Source organism: Streptomyces sp. NPDC050658 (genome assembly GCF_044457025.1).
Lineage (GTDB): Bacteria > Actinomycetota > Actinomycetes > Streptomycetales > Streptomycetaceae > Streptomyces.
Window position 1 is genome coordinate 1 of the sequence record NZ_JBITGM010000016.1, and the last position, 15343, is coordinate 15343.

General features: G+C 72.6%; 14 protein-coding genes. 4 read left to right on the forward strand and 10 right to left on the reverse strand.

The window, feature by feature from the left end; all coding sequences use genetic code 11:
• The 8 genes from ACIBKX_RS37590 to ACIBKX_RS37625 all read right to left on the reverse strand — a co-directional run.
• The coding region (locus ACIBKX_RS37590) for a chorismate synthase (RefSeq protein WP_351336173.1) at window positions 1–92 on the reverse strand (92 nt) is incomplete at its 3' end.
• Window positions 89–1291, reverse strand: a complete 1203-nt coding sequence (locus tag ACIBKX_RS37595) for a 3-hydroxybenzoate 6-monooxygenase (RefSeq protein ID WP_363272295.1) — start codon at window positions 1289–1291, stop codon at window positions 89–91. The genes ACIBKX_RS37595 and ACIBKX_RS37590, both read right to left, overlap by 4 nt.
• A gap of 41 nt (window positions 1292–1332) precedes the next feature.
• Complete coding sequence (aroA, locus tag ACIBKX_RS37600; RefSeq protein ID WP_363272294.1) at window positions 1333–2601, reverse strand: 3-phosphoshikimate 1-carboxyvinyltransferase; 1269 nt, start codon at window positions 2599–2601, stop codon at window positions 1333–1335.
• A 261-nt stretch (window positions 2602–2862) separates the two neighbouring features.
• A complete protein-coding gene (locus ACIBKX_RS37605) occupies window positions 2863–3204 on the reverse strand; it encodes a hypothetical protein (RefSeq protein WP_363272293.1) in 342 nt (113 codons plus the stop codon).
• Window positions 3192–5087 carry an anthranilate synthase family protein gene (locus ACIBKX_RS37610; RefSeq protein ID WP_363272292.1) on the reverse strand — a complete coding sequence of 632 codons (1896 nt, stop codon included), beginning with the start codon at window positions 5085–5087 and terminating at the stop codon, window positions 3192–3194. The genes ACIBKX_RS37605 and ACIBKX_RS37610 overlap by 13 nt, the downstream gene beginning before the upstream one ends.
• A 28-nt stretch (window positions 5088–5115) precedes the next feature.
• Window positions 5116–5775 carry an isochorismatase family protein gene (locus tag ACIBKX_RS37615; protein WP_363272306.1) on the reverse strand — a complete coding sequence of 220 codons (660 nt, stop codon included), beginning with the start codon at window positions 5773–5775 and terminating at the stop codon, window positions 5116–5118.
• A 58-nt stretch (window positions 5776–5833) separates the two neighbouring features.
• Window positions 5834–6604: a 2,3-dihydro-2,3-dihydroxybenzoate dehydrogenase gene (locus ACIBKX_RS37620; RefSeq protein ID WP_363272291.1), complete on the reverse strand. Its 771-nt coding sequence runs from the start codon at window positions 6602–6604 to the stop codon at window positions 5834–5836.
• Between the two features lie 51 nt (window positions 6605–6655).
• On the reverse strand, window positions 6656–7831 hold the full coding sequence (locus ACIBKX_RS37625; protein WP_363272290.1) for a 3-deoxy-7-phosphoheptulonate synthase: 1176 nt from the start codon (window positions 7829–7831) through the stop codon (window positions 6656–6658).
• A gap of 310 nt (window positions 7832–8141) precedes the next feature.
• On the opposite strand from ACIBKX_RS37625, the gene ACIBKX_RS37630 reads away from it, so the two are divergent.
• Window positions 8142–9197 carry a ketoacyl-ACP synthase III family protein gene (locus ACIBKX_RS37630; RefSeq protein WP_363272289.1) on the forward strand — a complete coding sequence of 352 codons (1056 nt, stop codon included), beginning with the start codon at window positions 8142–8144 and terminating at the stop codon, window positions 9195–9197.
• 76 nt (window positions 9198–9273) lie between these two features.
• On the opposite strand, the gene ACIBKX_RS37635 is transcribed toward ACIBKX_RS37630, so the two are convergent.
• Both ACIBKX_RS37635 and ACIBKX_RS37640 read right to left on the reverse strand, forming a co-directional pair.
• Window positions 9274–10215 carry an oxidoreductase gene (locus tag ACIBKX_RS37635; protein WP_363272288.1) on the reverse strand — a complete coding sequence of 314 codons (942 nt, stop codon included), beginning with the start codon at window positions 10213–10215 and terminating at the stop codon, window positions 9274–9276.
• Window positions 10216–10301: 86 nt separating this feature from the next.
• Window positions 10302–11705 carry an MFS transporter gene (locus tag ACIBKX_RS37640; RefSeq protein WP_363272287.1) on the reverse strand — a complete coding sequence of 468 codons (1404 nt, stop codon included), beginning with the start codon at window positions 11703–11705 and terminating at the stop codon, window positions 10302–10304.
• Between the two features lie 340 nt (window positions 11706–12045).
• On the opposite strand from ACIBKX_RS37640, the gene ACIBKX_RS37645 reads away from it, so the two are divergent.
• The 3 genes from ACIBKX_RS37645 (at window position 12046) to ACIBKX_RS37655 (ending at window position 15334) form a co-directional block, all read left to right on the forward strand.
• The gene (locus ACIBKX_RS37645) at window positions 12046–12771 is read left to right on the forward strand and encodes a dithiol-disulfide isomerase (RefSeq protein ID WP_363272286.1); all 726 of its coding nucleotides are present in this window, start codon (window positions 12046–12048) and stop codon (window positions 12769–12771) included.
• Between the two features lie 65 nt (window positions 12772–12836).
• Complete coding sequence (locus tag ACIBKX_RS37650; protein WP_363272285.1) at window positions 12837–13934, forward strand: phenazine antibiotic biosynthesis protein; 1098 nt, start codon at window positions 12837–12839, stop codon at window positions 13932–13934.
• Window positions 13934–15334 (forward strand): aldehyde dehydrogenase family protein, encoded by a 1401-nt coding sequence (locus tag ACIBKX_RS37655; protein WP_363272284.1) that lies wholly within the window; start codon window positions 13934–13936, stop codon window positions 15332–15334. Before ACIBKX_RS37650 ends, ACIBKX_RS37655 begins: the two co-directional genes overlap by 1 nt.
• The last annotated feature ends 9 nt before the right edge of the window (window positions 15335–15343 follow it).

A 15343-nucleotide genomic window follows, 5' to 3' on the forward strand; every position in this document is an offset into this window, starting at 1 on the left:
GTGATCGGCACGCCGGCGGGAAGACCCTCCAGCGTCGCCACAAGTGCGGGTCCGTGGGACTCGCCCGCGGTCAGCCAACGCAACCTGCTCAACGGACGCCCCCGGCACCGCTGTCGGTGAAGCCGCGGTCGCCGTGCAGCCAGGACACCTTGTCGTACATCTCCCGCTGCGTCAGACCGGAGAGCATCGCGTTGCGCGCCGCGGCCCGCTCGCCCGCCGGGTGGTACAGCTCGCTGCCCATGAGCCGGGCCGTCAGCTGTGCGCGCCCCGCGCGTTCGCGTCGTACGGCGTTGAACTTCTCCAGGCACTGCACGGCGTCGTCCGCGGCCATGCCGTCGAGCAGGTCGCCGAGGACGACGGCGTCCTCCAGCGCCTGGCAGGCGCCCTGGGCCGCGTACTGCAGCATCGGGTGTGCGGCGTCGCCCATCAGCGCGACGCGCCGGTCGGTCCAGTTGCGCACCGGGTCGCGGTCGCAGAGCACCCACTCGCGCCAGCCCTCGCCGAGTTCGAGCAGCCTGCGTGCCGTGGCGCCGATGCCGGGGAACCGGCCGAGCACGTGGTCGCGCGCGGTCTCCCGTCCTGCCACCGGAACGGTCGCCCCGTCGTCGAGGGTCACGGCGAGATTGAGGTACTTGCCGCCGCCGATGATGTAGTGCACGAAGTGCCACTTGGGTCCGGCCCACAGCGTGACCGTGTTCCAGCGCAGTTCCTCGGGGACCTTCTCGATCGGGATCACCGAGCGGTAGATCGTGTGCCCGGACACGCGGGGCTCGCCGTCGCCCAGCATCGCCGCGCGCACCCTGGAGCGGATGCCGTCCGCGCCGATCAGCGCCGCGCCGTGGAACGTCCGCCCGTCGGTGGTGCGTACCGTCACGCTGCCCGCGTCCTGCCGGTAGCCGTCCACCGCGGCCTCGGTGAGGAGTTCGACGGCGTCCGACTCCTGGCAGGCGGCGAGCAGCGGCTGGTACAGGTCGCCGCGGTGCACCACCGCGTACGGGTTGCCGAACCGGCCGCGGTAGGCGTCGGTCAGTTCCATGGCGGCGACCTTCTCGCCGGTGGTGCCGTCCATGAAGCGCAACTCGTCGATGAACACCGCGCGTTCCCGTACGCCGTCGCCCACGCCGAGGCGGTCCAGGGCGTGGAAGGCGTTGGGGCCGAGCTGGATGCCGGCGCCGATCTCCGCGAAGGTGTCGTTGCGTTCGAGCACGGTGGCCCGGTGCCCGTGCCGGGCGAGGGACAGCGCCGTGGCGAGCCCGCCGATTCCGCCGCCTGCGATCACTATGTCGGCCATGGTCGTCAAATCCTCTCTGAGATACGGATGGTGACGGTGCGTCAGTGGATGTGTCCGGGGAACAGGCGGTGCAGTTCCTCGTGGAAGCCCGGGAAGGTCTTGGCGACGCAGCCGGGGTCGTCGAGCGTGAGGTGCCCGGCCCGCAGGTTCAGCACGGAGAACGCCATCGCGATCCGGTGGTCGCGATGGCAGGCGACATGTGCCGGGGAGGTGGGGCCCGGATGCACCGTGATCCGGTCCCGGCCCGTCTCGACGCGTACGCCCATGGCCCGCAGGTTCAGCGCGACGGCCTCGATCCGGTCGGACTCCTTCAGCCGGGCGTGGCCGATGCCGCTGATGGTGATCGGGCCGTCGGCGAGCGGCGCGATCGCCGCCAGCGTCATGAAGGTGTCGGAGATCTCGCCCATGTCGACCGTGAACCCTCCCCTGAGCACGCCGGTTCCGGTGACGGTGGTCGACTGCCGGTCGCGGTGCACGGCGACCCCGGCGCGTTCGAGGACCTCGGTGAAGCGCACGTCCCCCTGAAGACTGCCGCTGCCGAGGCCGTCCACGGTCACCCGGCTCCCGGTGACGGCCGCCGCGGCGAAGAAGTACGAGGCGGTGGAGGCGTCCGGTTCGATGCGCAGATCGGCGGCGCGGTAGCCGGTGGGGCGGACGGTGAACTCGCCGGGGGCGTCCTCGGAGACCTCGGCCCCGAAGTGCCGCATCAGGGCCAGCGTCATGTCGACGTAGGGCCGGCTGACCAGGTCGCGCACCCGGAACGTCACCGGCGCGCGGAACAGCGGGCCCGCCATGAGCAGCCCGCTCAGGAACTGGCTGCTGAGCCGCCCGTCGACGTCGAGCGCCCCGCCGTCGAGCCCTCGGGCCCGTACCCGCAGCGGCAGTTTCCCGTCCGGCGCGGTCTGCGCTCCTGCGCCCAGGCCGCGCAGCGCGTCGGCGAGCGGGGCCACGGGGCGGGCCGTGAGCTGCTCGCTGCCCTCGAAGACGAAGTCGCCGTGGCCGGCGGCCGCAAGGGGCGGCAGGAAGCGTGCGGCCGTCCCGGCGTCCGCGCACCAGATGCGGGCGGCGCCCTCGGGACCGCCGCCGAGCCCGGTCACCCGCCATGCGTCAGAGTCGTCCAACGGCTCGACAGGGGCGCCGAGTTCGGCGAGCGCGTGCCGGAAGGCCGTGGTGTCCTCGCTGACCAGCGGCGCGGAGAGGACGCTGGTCGCGTCGGCCGCGGCGGCGAGCAGCAGGGCCCGGTTGGTGAGTGACTTCGAGCCCGGGATACGGGCGTGGAGCGCCGGGGGAGGCGCGGTGACGGTGGTCATCACTGTCCTTGGTCGGTCTCGGGGGCGCCGGTGCCCGGCGCGACCGACGGCCCCGCCCGGCCGGCGGCGCGGTGGCCCGGACGGTGGGGCCCGTGGCGGGCACGGGCCCCACAGCGGACGGGACCGGGCCGCCGAGCCCGGGGGACTGTAGGTGCGGCGGCAACCGGGCCCGTGGGGATGATCTTTGGACGCGGCCGTCGGGCCGGCAAGCGGGGCCGCCCGAGTGCGTCACGTCGCGTCCGGCCGGGCGATGGCGGCAGGTCAGCCGCCCGCGGTCTCCAGCGCGAGACCCCGCCCGGCGAGCGCGGCCAGGGCGAACTCGCCCTCCACGGTGGCCTCCACGTCGAAGGCGTACCGCTCGGTGGGCGCGTAGCCGATCAGCGGCGCCGCCAGGTTCGGCAGCGGGCCGTCGGCGGCCTGCCGCGACTCCCAGAGCAGCACCGCGCCCCACCGGTTCGTCGCCGGGTCGGAGATCCAGAACTTCAGCCGCAGCCCCGGAACTTGGGAGAAGCGTTCCACCGCCTCCTCGCGCAGGAAGCCGCGCAGCGACTCGATGGTCTGCCGCGAGTGGGTCAGGTCCCACCAGACGATCACAGCGCGCATGCGCCCGACACCTCCTGGAGCAGCGAGCCGATGATGCCGGGCCCGTCCACGGTCAGCACGGACTCGGCGTGGAACTGCATCGAGGCGAACCCCGCGGCCCGCAGCGCGTGCACCTCGCCCGTCGCCGGGTCCCGGCTCACGTCGACCCTGCCGTACACCGGGTGCGTGAAGGAGTCCGCGTCGCAGCGGGCCGCGAAGGTGTTGTAGAAGCCCACGCGGCGCCGGGTGCCGAACAGGTCGATCTCGTGCCGGGCGCCCTGGTTGGGCACCGGGCGGCGCGCCAGGTCCAGGCCGAGGAGCGTGCTGAGCACCTGGTGGCTCAGGCACACGGCGAGGAACGGACGGCGCTGGTCCAGGAGTTGGGCCACCGCCGAGCGCAGATGGGCGATCTTCGGGTGCGCCACGTGCTGCGGGTCACCGGGGCCCGGGCCCATCACCACCAGGTCGTACGCGTCGAAGTCGTACGGCTCGTCGAAGCGCCGTACCGTCACCTGGCAGCCCAGCGACCGGATCTGATGGGCAATCATCTCGGTGAACGTGTCCTCGGCGTCGACCACCAGGACGCTCCGCCCGGCCAGCGGACCGGTGAACCCGCCGGTCAGGGCGGCGTCCTTCAGCCAGAAGGGGGCGATGTCGTCGTTGCGCGCGTCCAGCGCCTCGCGCACCGCCGGGTGCGCGCCGAACCGGGTGGGCTCGGGATCGCCGAGCGCGGCGAGCAGCCCGGCCGCCTTGGCGCGGGTCTCCTGAACCTCGGACGCGGGGTCGGAGTGCCGCACCAGGGTGGCGCCCACGCCGATGCGCATCACACCGTCCTTGTCGATGTCCGCCGTACGGATCAGGATCGACGAGTCCAGGGTGCGTCCGCCCGCCGCGTCCCGTCCGATGAGGGCGGCCACCCCGCTGTAGTAGCCGCGCCCCGCGGGCTCGTAGCGGCTGATGACACGGGCGGCGCTCTCCAGGGGCGAGCCGGTCACCGTCGGCGCGAACAGCGTCTCGCGCAGGATGTCGCGCACATCGCGCCCGGTCCGGCCCTCGATGAAGTACTCGGTGTGCGCGAGGCGCGCCATCTCCTTCAGGTACGGACCCACCACCCGGCCGCCGTCGGGGCAGATCCGGCCCATCATCTTCAGCTCTTCGTCGACGACCATGTACAGCTCGTCGGCTTCCTTCGTGTCGGCGAGGAAGCCGAGCACGCCGTCCAGTTCGGGGCCGGACGCCGGGTAGCGGTAGGTGCCGCTGATGGGGTTCATCACGGCCCTGCCGTCATGGACGCTGATGTGCCGCTCGGGGGTGGCCCCCACGAAGGTCCGCTCCCCGGTGTGGATGAGGAAGGTCCAGTACGCGGCCGACTCGCGCTCGACGAGGCGGCGGAAGAACGACAGCGCCGCCGATACGTCGAAGCCCGGCAGCTGGGCGACGAACGACCGCTTCATCACGAAGTTGGCGCCCTCGCCGCTGCCGATCTCGTCGGCGACCACGCGGCGCACGGTCTCCGCGTACGCGTCGTCGTCGACGTCGAAGTGGCCCTCGGCCACCTTCACCGGGTCGTTCGGGAAAAGCCCCAGGTTCTCGCGCAGCGGCAGCGCGGCCTGCTCGCGGATCCGCATGGCGAGCAGCGGTTCGCCGTCGTCCGGGGCCGCGAAGCCGCGTTCGGCGAGCTGCCGGTAGGGGACGAGCGCGAGCAGCTCGTGGCGGGCGCCGCCGCCCACCGCCTCGGGCAGTTCGAGATCGGCGAGCGTCTCGACCCGGGTGATGTCACCGGTCAGCAGCTCCAGGGTGTCGTCGCCCGCCGGCTCGGGCCGGTGCAGCAGCGCGAACGCCTCCGTCGAGCCGTCGAGGATGCGTGCCAGCAGCCGGTGGGCGGCGCCGTCGTGTCCAGTCATCAGAGGTCCTTTCGCCGGGTCGGCACGATCAGCGCGCCGCCGTGGCGGCCGCGTCGAGTTCGGTCAGCACCGCCCGGGTCGTCACGACCTTCCCGGCCCGCTCGGCGGCGTAGGTGAGCGCCAGCTGGTGGTAGTGGGCGGAGAAGTCGGCGACCGCGTCGGCCACCAGGAACGGCTGGATGTCGTTCGTGTACGCCTCCACCGCGGTCATCAGGACGCCCACGTGCGCGTACACACCGCAGATGACCAGCTGGTCGCGGCCCTGGGAGCGCATCCGCTCCAGCAGGTCCGACTTGAAGAAGGCGCTGTAGCGCCACTTGGTGAACGTCCAGTCGTCGGCGTCCGGCTCCAGTGGGGAGACCACCTTGCGGTGCTCGGGCGTGGGGCGCATGCCGGGGCCCCAGAAGTCCTTGAGCAGCCCGCGCTGCTCGGGCGTCATGCCGCCGGGCTGCGCGGTGTACGCCACCGGTATGCCGAGCGCCTTGGCCTCGGTGCGCAGCCGTGCCGTGTTGTCCACCAGGGCCCGGCCCAGTTCGGTGGTGCGCGGGAACGGCTTGAGGAAATACTCCTGCATGTCGTGCAGGAGCAGCACCGCGCGGCGCGGGTCGAGTCGCCAGCCGACCGTGTTCTGGGGCAGCTGGTCCGCGGTGGGCACGGGGTAGGGGTCGACGGTGGGGATGCCGGGCATGAGCCGGTGGTTCCTTTCGTTCTCGGACATCGGGTCGTTCACGGCCGCCGAGTCGATCTCAGACACCGAGGGTGGCCCCGCCGTCCACGGTCAGTTCGTGCATCGTGATGTGCCCGGCGTCGTCCGAGAGCAGGAAGGCGATGGTCCGCGCGATGTCCTCGGGGCGGCCGATCTTGCCCAGCGGGATGCCCACCTTGTACGTGTCCGGAGTACCGGCGATGAGGTCCGCGACGAGGCCGTCGCCGTCGTGCATGCCGTGCAGCATCGGGGTGTCGGTGGAGCCAGGCGCCACCACGTTGCAGCGGATGCCGTGGCGCGCGACCTCGAGGCCGAGGCACTTGGTGAACGCGGTCGCGGCGGCCTTGGACGCCGCGTAGGCGGCCATGCCGGAGCGCGCGGTGCCCGCCGCGTTCGACGCGACGGTGACGATCGCGCCGGCGCCGCGCGGGACCATCCGGTTGACCACGGCCCGCGACATGTGGAACACGCCTGCGGTGTTCACGGCGAAGGTCGCCTCCCAGTCCGCGTCGGACAGCGCCGAGGCCTGGCCGATGCGCAGCACACCGGCGGCGTTCACCAGGGCCCGCACCGGGCCGAGCCGCTCCTCGACGTCCGCGACGAGCCGGTCGACGTCCGCGCTGGAGGTGACGTCGGCGGCGAAGCCGGTCACGTCGAGGCCTTCGCCGCGCAGCGCGGCCGCCGTCTTCTCGACCCGCTCGGGGTCGAGGTCCACGGCGGCCACCCGCAGTCCGCGCCCGGCCAGCAGCCGGGCGGTGGCCTCTCCTATGCCACCGGCCGCCCCGGTGACCAGCGCAAGATTTCCTTGCACGCTTTCAACCTCCATATGTGGTGGGCGAGTTGACTGCCGGCCAGGGCGGGGTCAGCCCTGCCAGGCCGAGACGGCCTCGACGGCCTGCTGCGGATTGAGCCGCGGGTCGCAGAAGCTCAGGTACTTGTCGCCGATGCGGTCCATGCCGACCGCGTCCGACACGCACTCGGTGACCGCTTCCGGGGTCGTCTCCAGGTGCAGGCCCGCCGCGACACCGCCGCCGGCGCGCACCGCGTCCTGGAACGCCCGTATCTCGGACTTGACGGTCTCGACGAGGCGGGTCTTGAGCCCGTCGGGGCCGCTCACCGTGTTGCCGTGCATCGGGTCCGACATCCACAGCGCCGGATGGCCCGCGTCGGCGACGGCCGAGACCAGGGCGGGCAGCTTCCGCTCGGCGTTCTCCGCGCCCATCCGCGCGATCAGCGTCAGCCGGCCGGGCGTGCGCCCGGCGTCGAGCCGCTCGCACAGGTCGAGCAGCTCGGGCGCCGTCATGCCCGGGCCGACCTTGACGGCGACCGGGTTGGACACGGCGGCGAGCAGCGCGATGTGCGCGCCGTCCGGCTGCCGGGTGCGCTCGCCCACCCACGGCCAGTGCGTGGAGGACAGCAGCAGCGAGCCGTCGGGTTCGCGGCGCAGCATGGGCAGTTCGTAGTCGAGGAGCAGCGCCTCGTGGCTGGTCCACACCGGTACGCCGAGCTCGGAGCGCAGGCCCGCGGTGCCGCGCCAGCCCAGGTAGTGCATGGTGTCGCTGGCGGCGCGGTACCCGGAGAGCAGATGCTCGGGGTCGGGGCGGCGCAGATCGGCGTCGGGCTCGGGGCGGTTGACCATGTGGCCGCGGTAGACGGGCAGTTCGACGCCGTGCACGGTCTCGGTCGGCTTCGAGCGGGGCTTGCCGAACTGTCCGGCGAGGCGGCCCACTCGCAGCACCGGCTTCCCGGAGGCGAGTTTCATCGACCCGGCGAGCACGTCGAGCAGCGCCGTCTTGCGGGCGACGTCCTCGGGGGTCGCCTCGGCGGGGTCCTCGGCGCAGTCGCCGGCCTGCACGATCTGCAGATGGCCCGCCGCGGCCTCGGCGAGGAGGGACCTGAGGCGGTGCACGGCCTCGATGTCCACGAGGGCGGGCATGCGGCGCAGATGGGCGCGGGCCTTGTCCAGGCACGGGTGGTGTGCCCAGTCGGGCTGTTGGATGGCGGGTAGAGAACGGAGGTAGGACTCAACGTCGGTCATCGAATTCCCTCGGAGGGGCATGCCGGATCGACTCCGGCAGATGGTGGGCGTGGCCGTGTATGCGGCGGCACGGTCATGGGTGCTCGCCGGCGAGGTGTCCTGCCCGGTGAAGGGTCGACCAGTGGCTCAGATGCGGCTGGTCCGGGCGGCTACCACTGTTGGCCGGGGCGTGCCGGGCCGCAACGCATTGCGGCGTAGTCCGTCAAGTGCGGGCCGCTGCCGGCACGTTGTTTCCCGAGATGGTCCCGACACGTGACGGAGTACGGGCCGGGCGATTGCCGCTCCCGACGCGGTGCGCAAGGGTCCACCCATGCGCCACGACAACCTGTATCTGGCGGGCGTGGGGGCCTGGTACCCCGAGCCGACGCCCATCGGCGACGCGATAGCCGCCGGCTGGTACGACGAGGCCGCGCAGCGGCGCTCCGGCCAGCTGAGCGCCACCATCGCGGGCGACCACGACACCCAGCCGGAGATGGCCGCGCGCGCCGGATCCGCCGCCGTACGCCACTCGGGCATCGACCCGGACGAGTTCGGGCTGCTGCTGCACGCCACCGTCGCGTTCAGCGGCCTGGACGGCTGGAACGTCGCCTCCTACCTCCAGCACCGCGTGCTTGGCGGCAACGGCCTTTCCTTCGAGGTCAGACAGCAGTCCAACGGGGCCATGGCCGCCATCGAGCTGGCCGCCGCGTTCCTCACCGCGGGCGGCGACCGCCCGGCCGCCCTCGTCACGGCCTCCGACCGCTTCCCGATGCCGGTGTGGAACCGCTGGCGCATCTATCCCGGCCTGGTGTTCGGCGACGGCGCGAGCGCCGCCGTGTTCTCCCGCACGGGCGGCTTCGCCCGCGTGCTGTCCGCCGTTTCGAGCAGCCGCCCCGACCTGGAGCGGGCCCAGCGCGCCGGGCTGCCGTTCCTGGAGTACCCCGACACCACCGACGAGCGGGTCTATCCGACCAACCTCATCCAGCGGATGCAGAACTTCGCCGACGAGGAGTACGACGGACGCATCACCGAGGTCTTCAAGGTCATGAACGAGGCCCTGATCGCATCCGTCGAGGGCGCCGCGGCGGAAGCCGGCATCCGGCCCGCCGACGCCGACCACCTGGTCTTCCCCAACTTCGGCCGCACGATGCTCCGCCAGGAGGTGCTGATGCCGCTGGGGCTCGGCCCGGAGCGGACCGCCTTCGAGTGGGCGCGGACGGTCGGCCACGCCGGGGCCACCGACCAGTTCGGCGCCATCGAGCACCTGGTGCGCACCGGTCGGCTCCGGCCGGGGCAGCGGGTCCTGATGACCGGCATCGGCCTCGGCTTCAACTGGACCACCGCCGTCCTGGAGATCACCGGAAGCCCGGCGCCGCTGCCGGACTGACGCCTGGCTCCCGACAGCGAAGGAGGGCCCGGACGCGCTCGGCGTCCGGGCCCTCCTCATGTGCGGGCGCGGTCCGTCAGTCCCGCATGGCCTCCAGCTCCTCCAGGTCCTCGTCGGTCAGCCGCAGCCCGGCCGCCGCGATGTTCTCCTCCAGGTGCCCGATCGACGACGTACCCGGAATGCAGACCAGGTTCGGCGAGCGGTGCAGCAGCCAGGCGAGCGCCACCTGGTACGGGGTCGCGCCGTGCCGCTCGGCGACGACGTCGACGGGCTTGGCCGCCAGCGGCACGTTCAGCGGGACCTTCGCGTCCTTGCCCGGCAGCTTCTGAGCGCCGAGCAGCGTGTACGTGCCCAGCGGGAAGAAGGACATGTACGCGATGCCGGCCTCCTCGCAGGTCCGCAGGGTCTCCTCGTCGTCGCGGCGTACGACGTTGTACTCGTTCTGCACGCACACCACCGGGGCGATGGAACGCGCCTCGGCGAACTGCGCGGCGGTGACGTTGCTGACGCCCAGGTGCCGGATCAGCCCCTGCTCGCGCAGCTCGGCCAGCGCGCCGAAGGGCTCGGCGATCGACTCGTCGGGGCCGATGCCGCCCGCCTCGGCGACGACACGGAAGTTGACGACGTCGAGCCGCTCCAGGCCGAGGTGGCGCAGGTTGGAGTGGACGGCGTCGCGCAGTTCCTCGGGGGAGAGCGCCGAGGGCCAGGCCTTGTCGGGGGTGCGCTTCCCGCCGACCTTGGTGACGATCACCAGGTCGTCGTCGTAGGGGTGCAGGGCCTCGCGGATCAGCTCGTTCACCACGTACGGGCCGTAGTAGTCGCTGGTGTCGATGTGGTTGACGCCAAGCTCGCGGGCCCGGCGCAGCACGGCGAGCGCGGCGTCGCGGTCCTTGGGCGGTCCGTAGACGCCCGGACCCGCGAGCTGCATCGCGCCGTACCCCATGCGGTGGATGGTGAGGTCGCCGCCGAGGGTGAGGGATCCGGCGGCGTCCGCGCGGACGGTGGTGGGGTCGGACATGAGCGAAATCTCCTTCGGGACTTGGGACATGGGACGGTCGTGAGAGAGAAGGGAAAATGAGAAGGGAAAAGGGAAGGGAAAAGGGGTCAGTTGACGGTCGCGCCGCGGCGCAGCGCGCGGCCGAGGCAGAACCAGACGGCCGCCGCCGCGGCGAGCACGACGAGCGCGTCCACGCCCAGGGCGAGCCGGACGCCGGAGCGCACGGCATCCGCGTACGGAGTGTCCGCGTCGGCGGCGTGGATACGGCTGTTGGCGACGGCGCTGAGCACCGGGGTGCCGACCGCGAGCGCCACCTGCTGGGTCATGGTGGCCAGGCCGGTGGCGGGCCCCTGCTCGTCGGCCCGCAGCCCGGAGGTCGCCGTGACCATGTACGCGACGACGCCGATGAGATGACCGAAGATGCTCACGGTGAGCGCGCCCAGGATGAGCGGGAGCCCGCCCCCGGCGCCGATCACCACGAACACGCCCAGCGGCCCGACGAACTGCAGGGCGAGACCGGCGGTGAGCGTGCGCCGGTTGCCGTACCGGCCGAGCAGCCGGGGGGCAAGGGTGCCGCCGATGAACGCGGAGACGCCGAGCACCGAGAAGGACACCCCGGTCGCGAGCGCCGAATAGCCGCGCGCTTCCTGCAGATACAGGGTGACGAGGAAGATCACCGCGGTCTGCATGGTGATCAGGGCGAGGCCGCCCAGGTTGCCCCAGAGCACGGTGGGCGCGCGCAGCGTCCGCACGGAGGCCAGGGGCGCCGGGGCGCGCAGTTCGATGCGCCAGAACACGGCTAGCAGCACGGCGCCGGCGAGGACACAGCCGAGGACGAGCGGGCTGCCCCAGCCGAGGTCGGGGCTGCGGGAGACGCCGTACACCAGCGCCGCGAGGCCGGAACTCACGGCCAGCGCGCCCGGTACGTCCATCCGGGTGCGCTCGGCGAGCCTGCTCTCCTTGAGCAGCACCGGTGCCAGGGCGACGATGGCGACGCCGACCGGAATGTTGACCAGGAACGTCCAGCGCCAGCTGAGCAGGCCGGTGAGCAGTCCTCCGGTGACCGCGCCGACGGTGAAGCCGAGCGAGATCATCGTCCCGTTGATGCCGAACGCCCGTGCGCGCAGCGGTCCTTCGGGGAACGAGGTGGTGAGCAGTCCCAGGGCGGCCGGCGTGGCCATCGCGGTGGCGATGCCCTGCGCGACGCGGGACGCGATCAGCACCTCAGGGCTCTGCGCGGCCGCACCGAGCACGGAGGCGGCGACCAGCAGCGCGATGCCGGACATGAACACCAGGCGGCGCCCGTACAGATCGGCGATCCGGCCGAACAGCAGCGTGCAGCCCGCGGAGGTGAGCGCGAAGGCGGTGGTGATCCAGTGCAGGTCGCCCACGCCGAAGCCGAGGCCCGAACCGATCACCGGGATCGCGACGTTGAGCAGCGGGAGGTCCGCCGCCAGCAGGAACGTGGAGCTGAGCAGCAGACACAGGACGGCCCGCTGCCGGCCGGTCATCCGGGGCGGCGCCGGGGAGTCGTCCGGGGTTCCGGGTGAGGTTCCGGGTGGGGGTCCGTTCCCTTCGGGGTCCGAGGGGGCACGGGGATTCGGCCGGGACGCCGAATCGTCCAGCACAGACATGAAGCGCCTTTCGAACGGGGGTGCGTCATGATCTGCCGCTCCCCGGAGCGCCGTCGACCGATCGCCGTTGACTACGTCAAGTAGTCCGCGACCTTGTGACGGAGTCGGCCGGGTGTGACAGAGTCCGCCGGCCGCTCTGCCCCGACGGCCGCTCCCGTGCCAAGAATGCGGGCCAGTCCACCGTCCCGTGCGCACCGAGCTGCAGGAGCGACCCGCCATGACCGTCCCGGACGACACCGCCGCGTTGTACTCGACCGACGAGGCGGTCGTCACCGTCTGGTCGGACATCGGCTGCCCCTGGGCGACCCTCGCCCTGGACACCCTGCACACCGCCGCCGCCGAACGCGGCCGTGAACTCCTGGTCGACCACCGGGCGTTCCCCTTGGAGCTGTTCAACTCCGAGCCGACCCCGAAGCCGATCATCGACGCCGAGACCGTGGCGATCGGCGCGCTGGTGCCCGCCCTCGGCTGGCGGCTGTGGTCCGGCCCGGAGTGGCGCTACCCCGTCACGACGCTGCCCGCGCTGGAAGCGGTGCAGGCGGCGAAGGACCCGGCCGTGGGCGGACTGCCCGCGAGCGATCAGCTGGACACCGGCCTGCGCAACGCCTTCTACCGGGAGGGCCGCTGCATCAGCGTCCCCTCCGAGATCCTCGACGTCGCGGCGAAGTGCCCGCTCGTGGACGAGGCGGCGCTGGCCGACGCGCTGGTGCGGGGCACGGCCCGTGCGGCGGTCCACCGTGACTTCGCCGTGGCGAGCGGCCCGCGGGTGCAGGGGAGCCCGCAGCTGTTCACCGCGTCCGGCACCGATGTGCACAACCCCGGCGCCGACTTCGTGTGGACGGGCGACCCGTACGACGGCGGATTCCCGCACTTCCGCTCCTACACGCGCGACTGGGCCGACGCACTGCTCGACCGGCTCGCCCGGGCGCCGCAGGGCGGCTGATCCGGGCGACGAAGAGCTGTCCCGCCTTGTCGGTCCGTCCCGGCAGAAAGGAAACACACCCTCCCATGTCTCCCGCAGACCCCCTTCTGGAACTGCCCTACGGCACCAGGCCCGACCCCGACGAGTTCCTCCGCGCCGCGATCCGCTGGCACTTCTCCAAGGAGACCGGGGCGCCGTTCTGGCTCGACCGGGCCGGCCGTCTCGACTTCGACCCGATCGACGCGATCCGTACGTTCGACGACCTGAAGCGCTTCCCGAACCTCGCCAACGAGCTGCGGGACGTACGGGCCGAGGACCTGATCCCGCGCGGCTACGGCGTCCGCCCGGACATCGTCGGCGTCTTCGACAGCGGCGGCACCACCGGCGCGCCCAAGCGCGTCGTCATGCTCCAGGAGTGGCTGGACATGCTGCTCGCCCACAGCGACGCCCAGCTGGACGCGCACGGCGTGCCGCGCGACGTGAACTGGCTGCTCGCCATCCCGTCCGGGCCGCACATGGTCGGCGCCTCCTTCCAGCAGCTGGTGGCCCGGCGCGGTGGCCTGTCCTTCGCCGTCGACGTCGACCCGCGCTGGGTGAAGAAGATCATCGCGCGGGGCGACCAGGCCGAGTCCGACCTGTACACCGAGCACCTCATCGACCAGCTCCAGCATCCGCTGCGCTCCCAGGACATCGGCGTGCTGATGCTCACGCCGCCGGTCCTGGAGCGGCTGTGCCGCCGCGACGAACTCGTGGAGCTGGTGCGCGAGAAGGTCCGGGCCATCATGTGGGTGGGCACCCAACTCGACCCGGACACACGGCACTTGTACCGCACCGAGCTGTTCCCCGACGCGGTCCTGTGCAGCGGTTTCGGCAACACCATGACCCTCGGCCACGTCAGCGAACGGCCGGGCCTCGGCGACGACGACCCCTGCGTCTACGACCCGTTCTCGCCGTACATGACGTACAACGTCGTCGATCTGGAGCGGCGCAGGCCGGTCGAGTACGGCGAGCGCGGCCGGGTCGTCATGCACTACGTCGGCAAGAGCCTGTTCCTGCCCAACAACGTGGAGCGGGACGTCGCCACCCGGATCCGCCCGCTGCCCGGCGACGTGGGCGACGCGGTCGCCGACATCGCCCCGGTGCGCGAGTTCGACGACGAGAAGGTCATCGAGGGGGTCTACTGATGCCGGCAGCCGAACCTCTGCTCCTCGACGCGCTGGGCCCCACGGGCCCCTACCGCGCGCGCAGGCGCGAGTCCGTGACCGACACCGCCGGAGCGGTGGTCGCCGAACTCAGCCTGGCCCCCCGGCTGTTCGTCACGCGGACGCTCACGGCGCTGCACAAGGCGACCCCGCTGCCGAGCGAGCAGCGCCTGGCCGCCCTTGCCCGCGCCGGGCGGATCTTCCGCGAGCGGACGGTGCACGGATCGACGTACGAGGAGTACGAGCGCACCGTCGCCCGCGTCTGCGGCATCCCGCTGACCGCGGTCCGTGCCGCGGCCGACGAGATCGCCGACTCCGCGCGCCGCGCCCTGGCCGGTGCCTACGGCGCGCTGCCCGGCGGCGCCGTGCTCGACTGGCGGGACGCGCGCACCCGTACCGGCAGCGCCGTGTGGACACGGCGCGGCGAGGTCCTCGCGGTGAACGCGGCGGGCAACCATCCCGCCCCGCACGCCCTGTGGCTGGAGGCGCTCGCGCTGGGCTTCCGCGTCGCGGTCCGGCCCTCGCGCCGGGAGCCCTTCACCCCGCACCGGCTGATCGCGGCGCTGCGCGAGGCCGGGTTCGGGGACGACCACGTGGTGCTGCTGCCGACCGACCACGCGGTGGCGGACGAGGTGCTCGCGGGCGCCGATCTGTCCCTCGTGTACGGCGGCGACGACGTCGTCCGCAAGTACGCCGCCGACCCCACCGTCCTGGTGCAGGGACCCGGCCGCGCGAAGATCCTCGTCACGGAGGGCGCGGACTGGCGCGCCCACCTGGACACCATCGTGGACTCCGTCGCGCACCACGGCGGCATGAAGTGCGTCAACGCCACCGCCGTCCTCGTCGAGGGCGACCCGGCGCCGGTGGCCCGCGCGCTCGCCGAACGGCTCGCCGCGCTGCCGACCCTGGCGGCCGACGACGAGAAGGCGGCCCTCCCCGTGCAGCCCGTAGAGCGGGCGCGCGCCCTGGAGGCACATCTGCTGGAGCGGGCCAAGGGAGCCACGGCGCACCTCGGGGGCGAGGGCATCGTGGCCGAACTCCCGGAGGGCGGCGGCGCGGTGCTGCGCCCGGCGGTCTTCGAGACCCCGCACCTCGACGGCGGCTGGCACACCGCCGAACTCCCCTTCCCCTGTGTGTGGGTGGCGCCCTGGAGCCGCGCCGACGGCCCCCGGGCGCTGGGCGAAAGCCTCGTCCTCGGGGTGCTCACCGCCGATGAAGCCCCGGACGCCGACGTCGAGTTGATCGACGAACTGGTCGCCGACCCGACCGTCCGCAATGTCTACGTGGGCGACCACCCCACGCACTGGATGGACCGCGGCGTGCCCCACGACGGGTACCTCGGCGAGTTCCTGATGCGGACCAAGACCGTCATACGCGGCTGAACGAAAGGC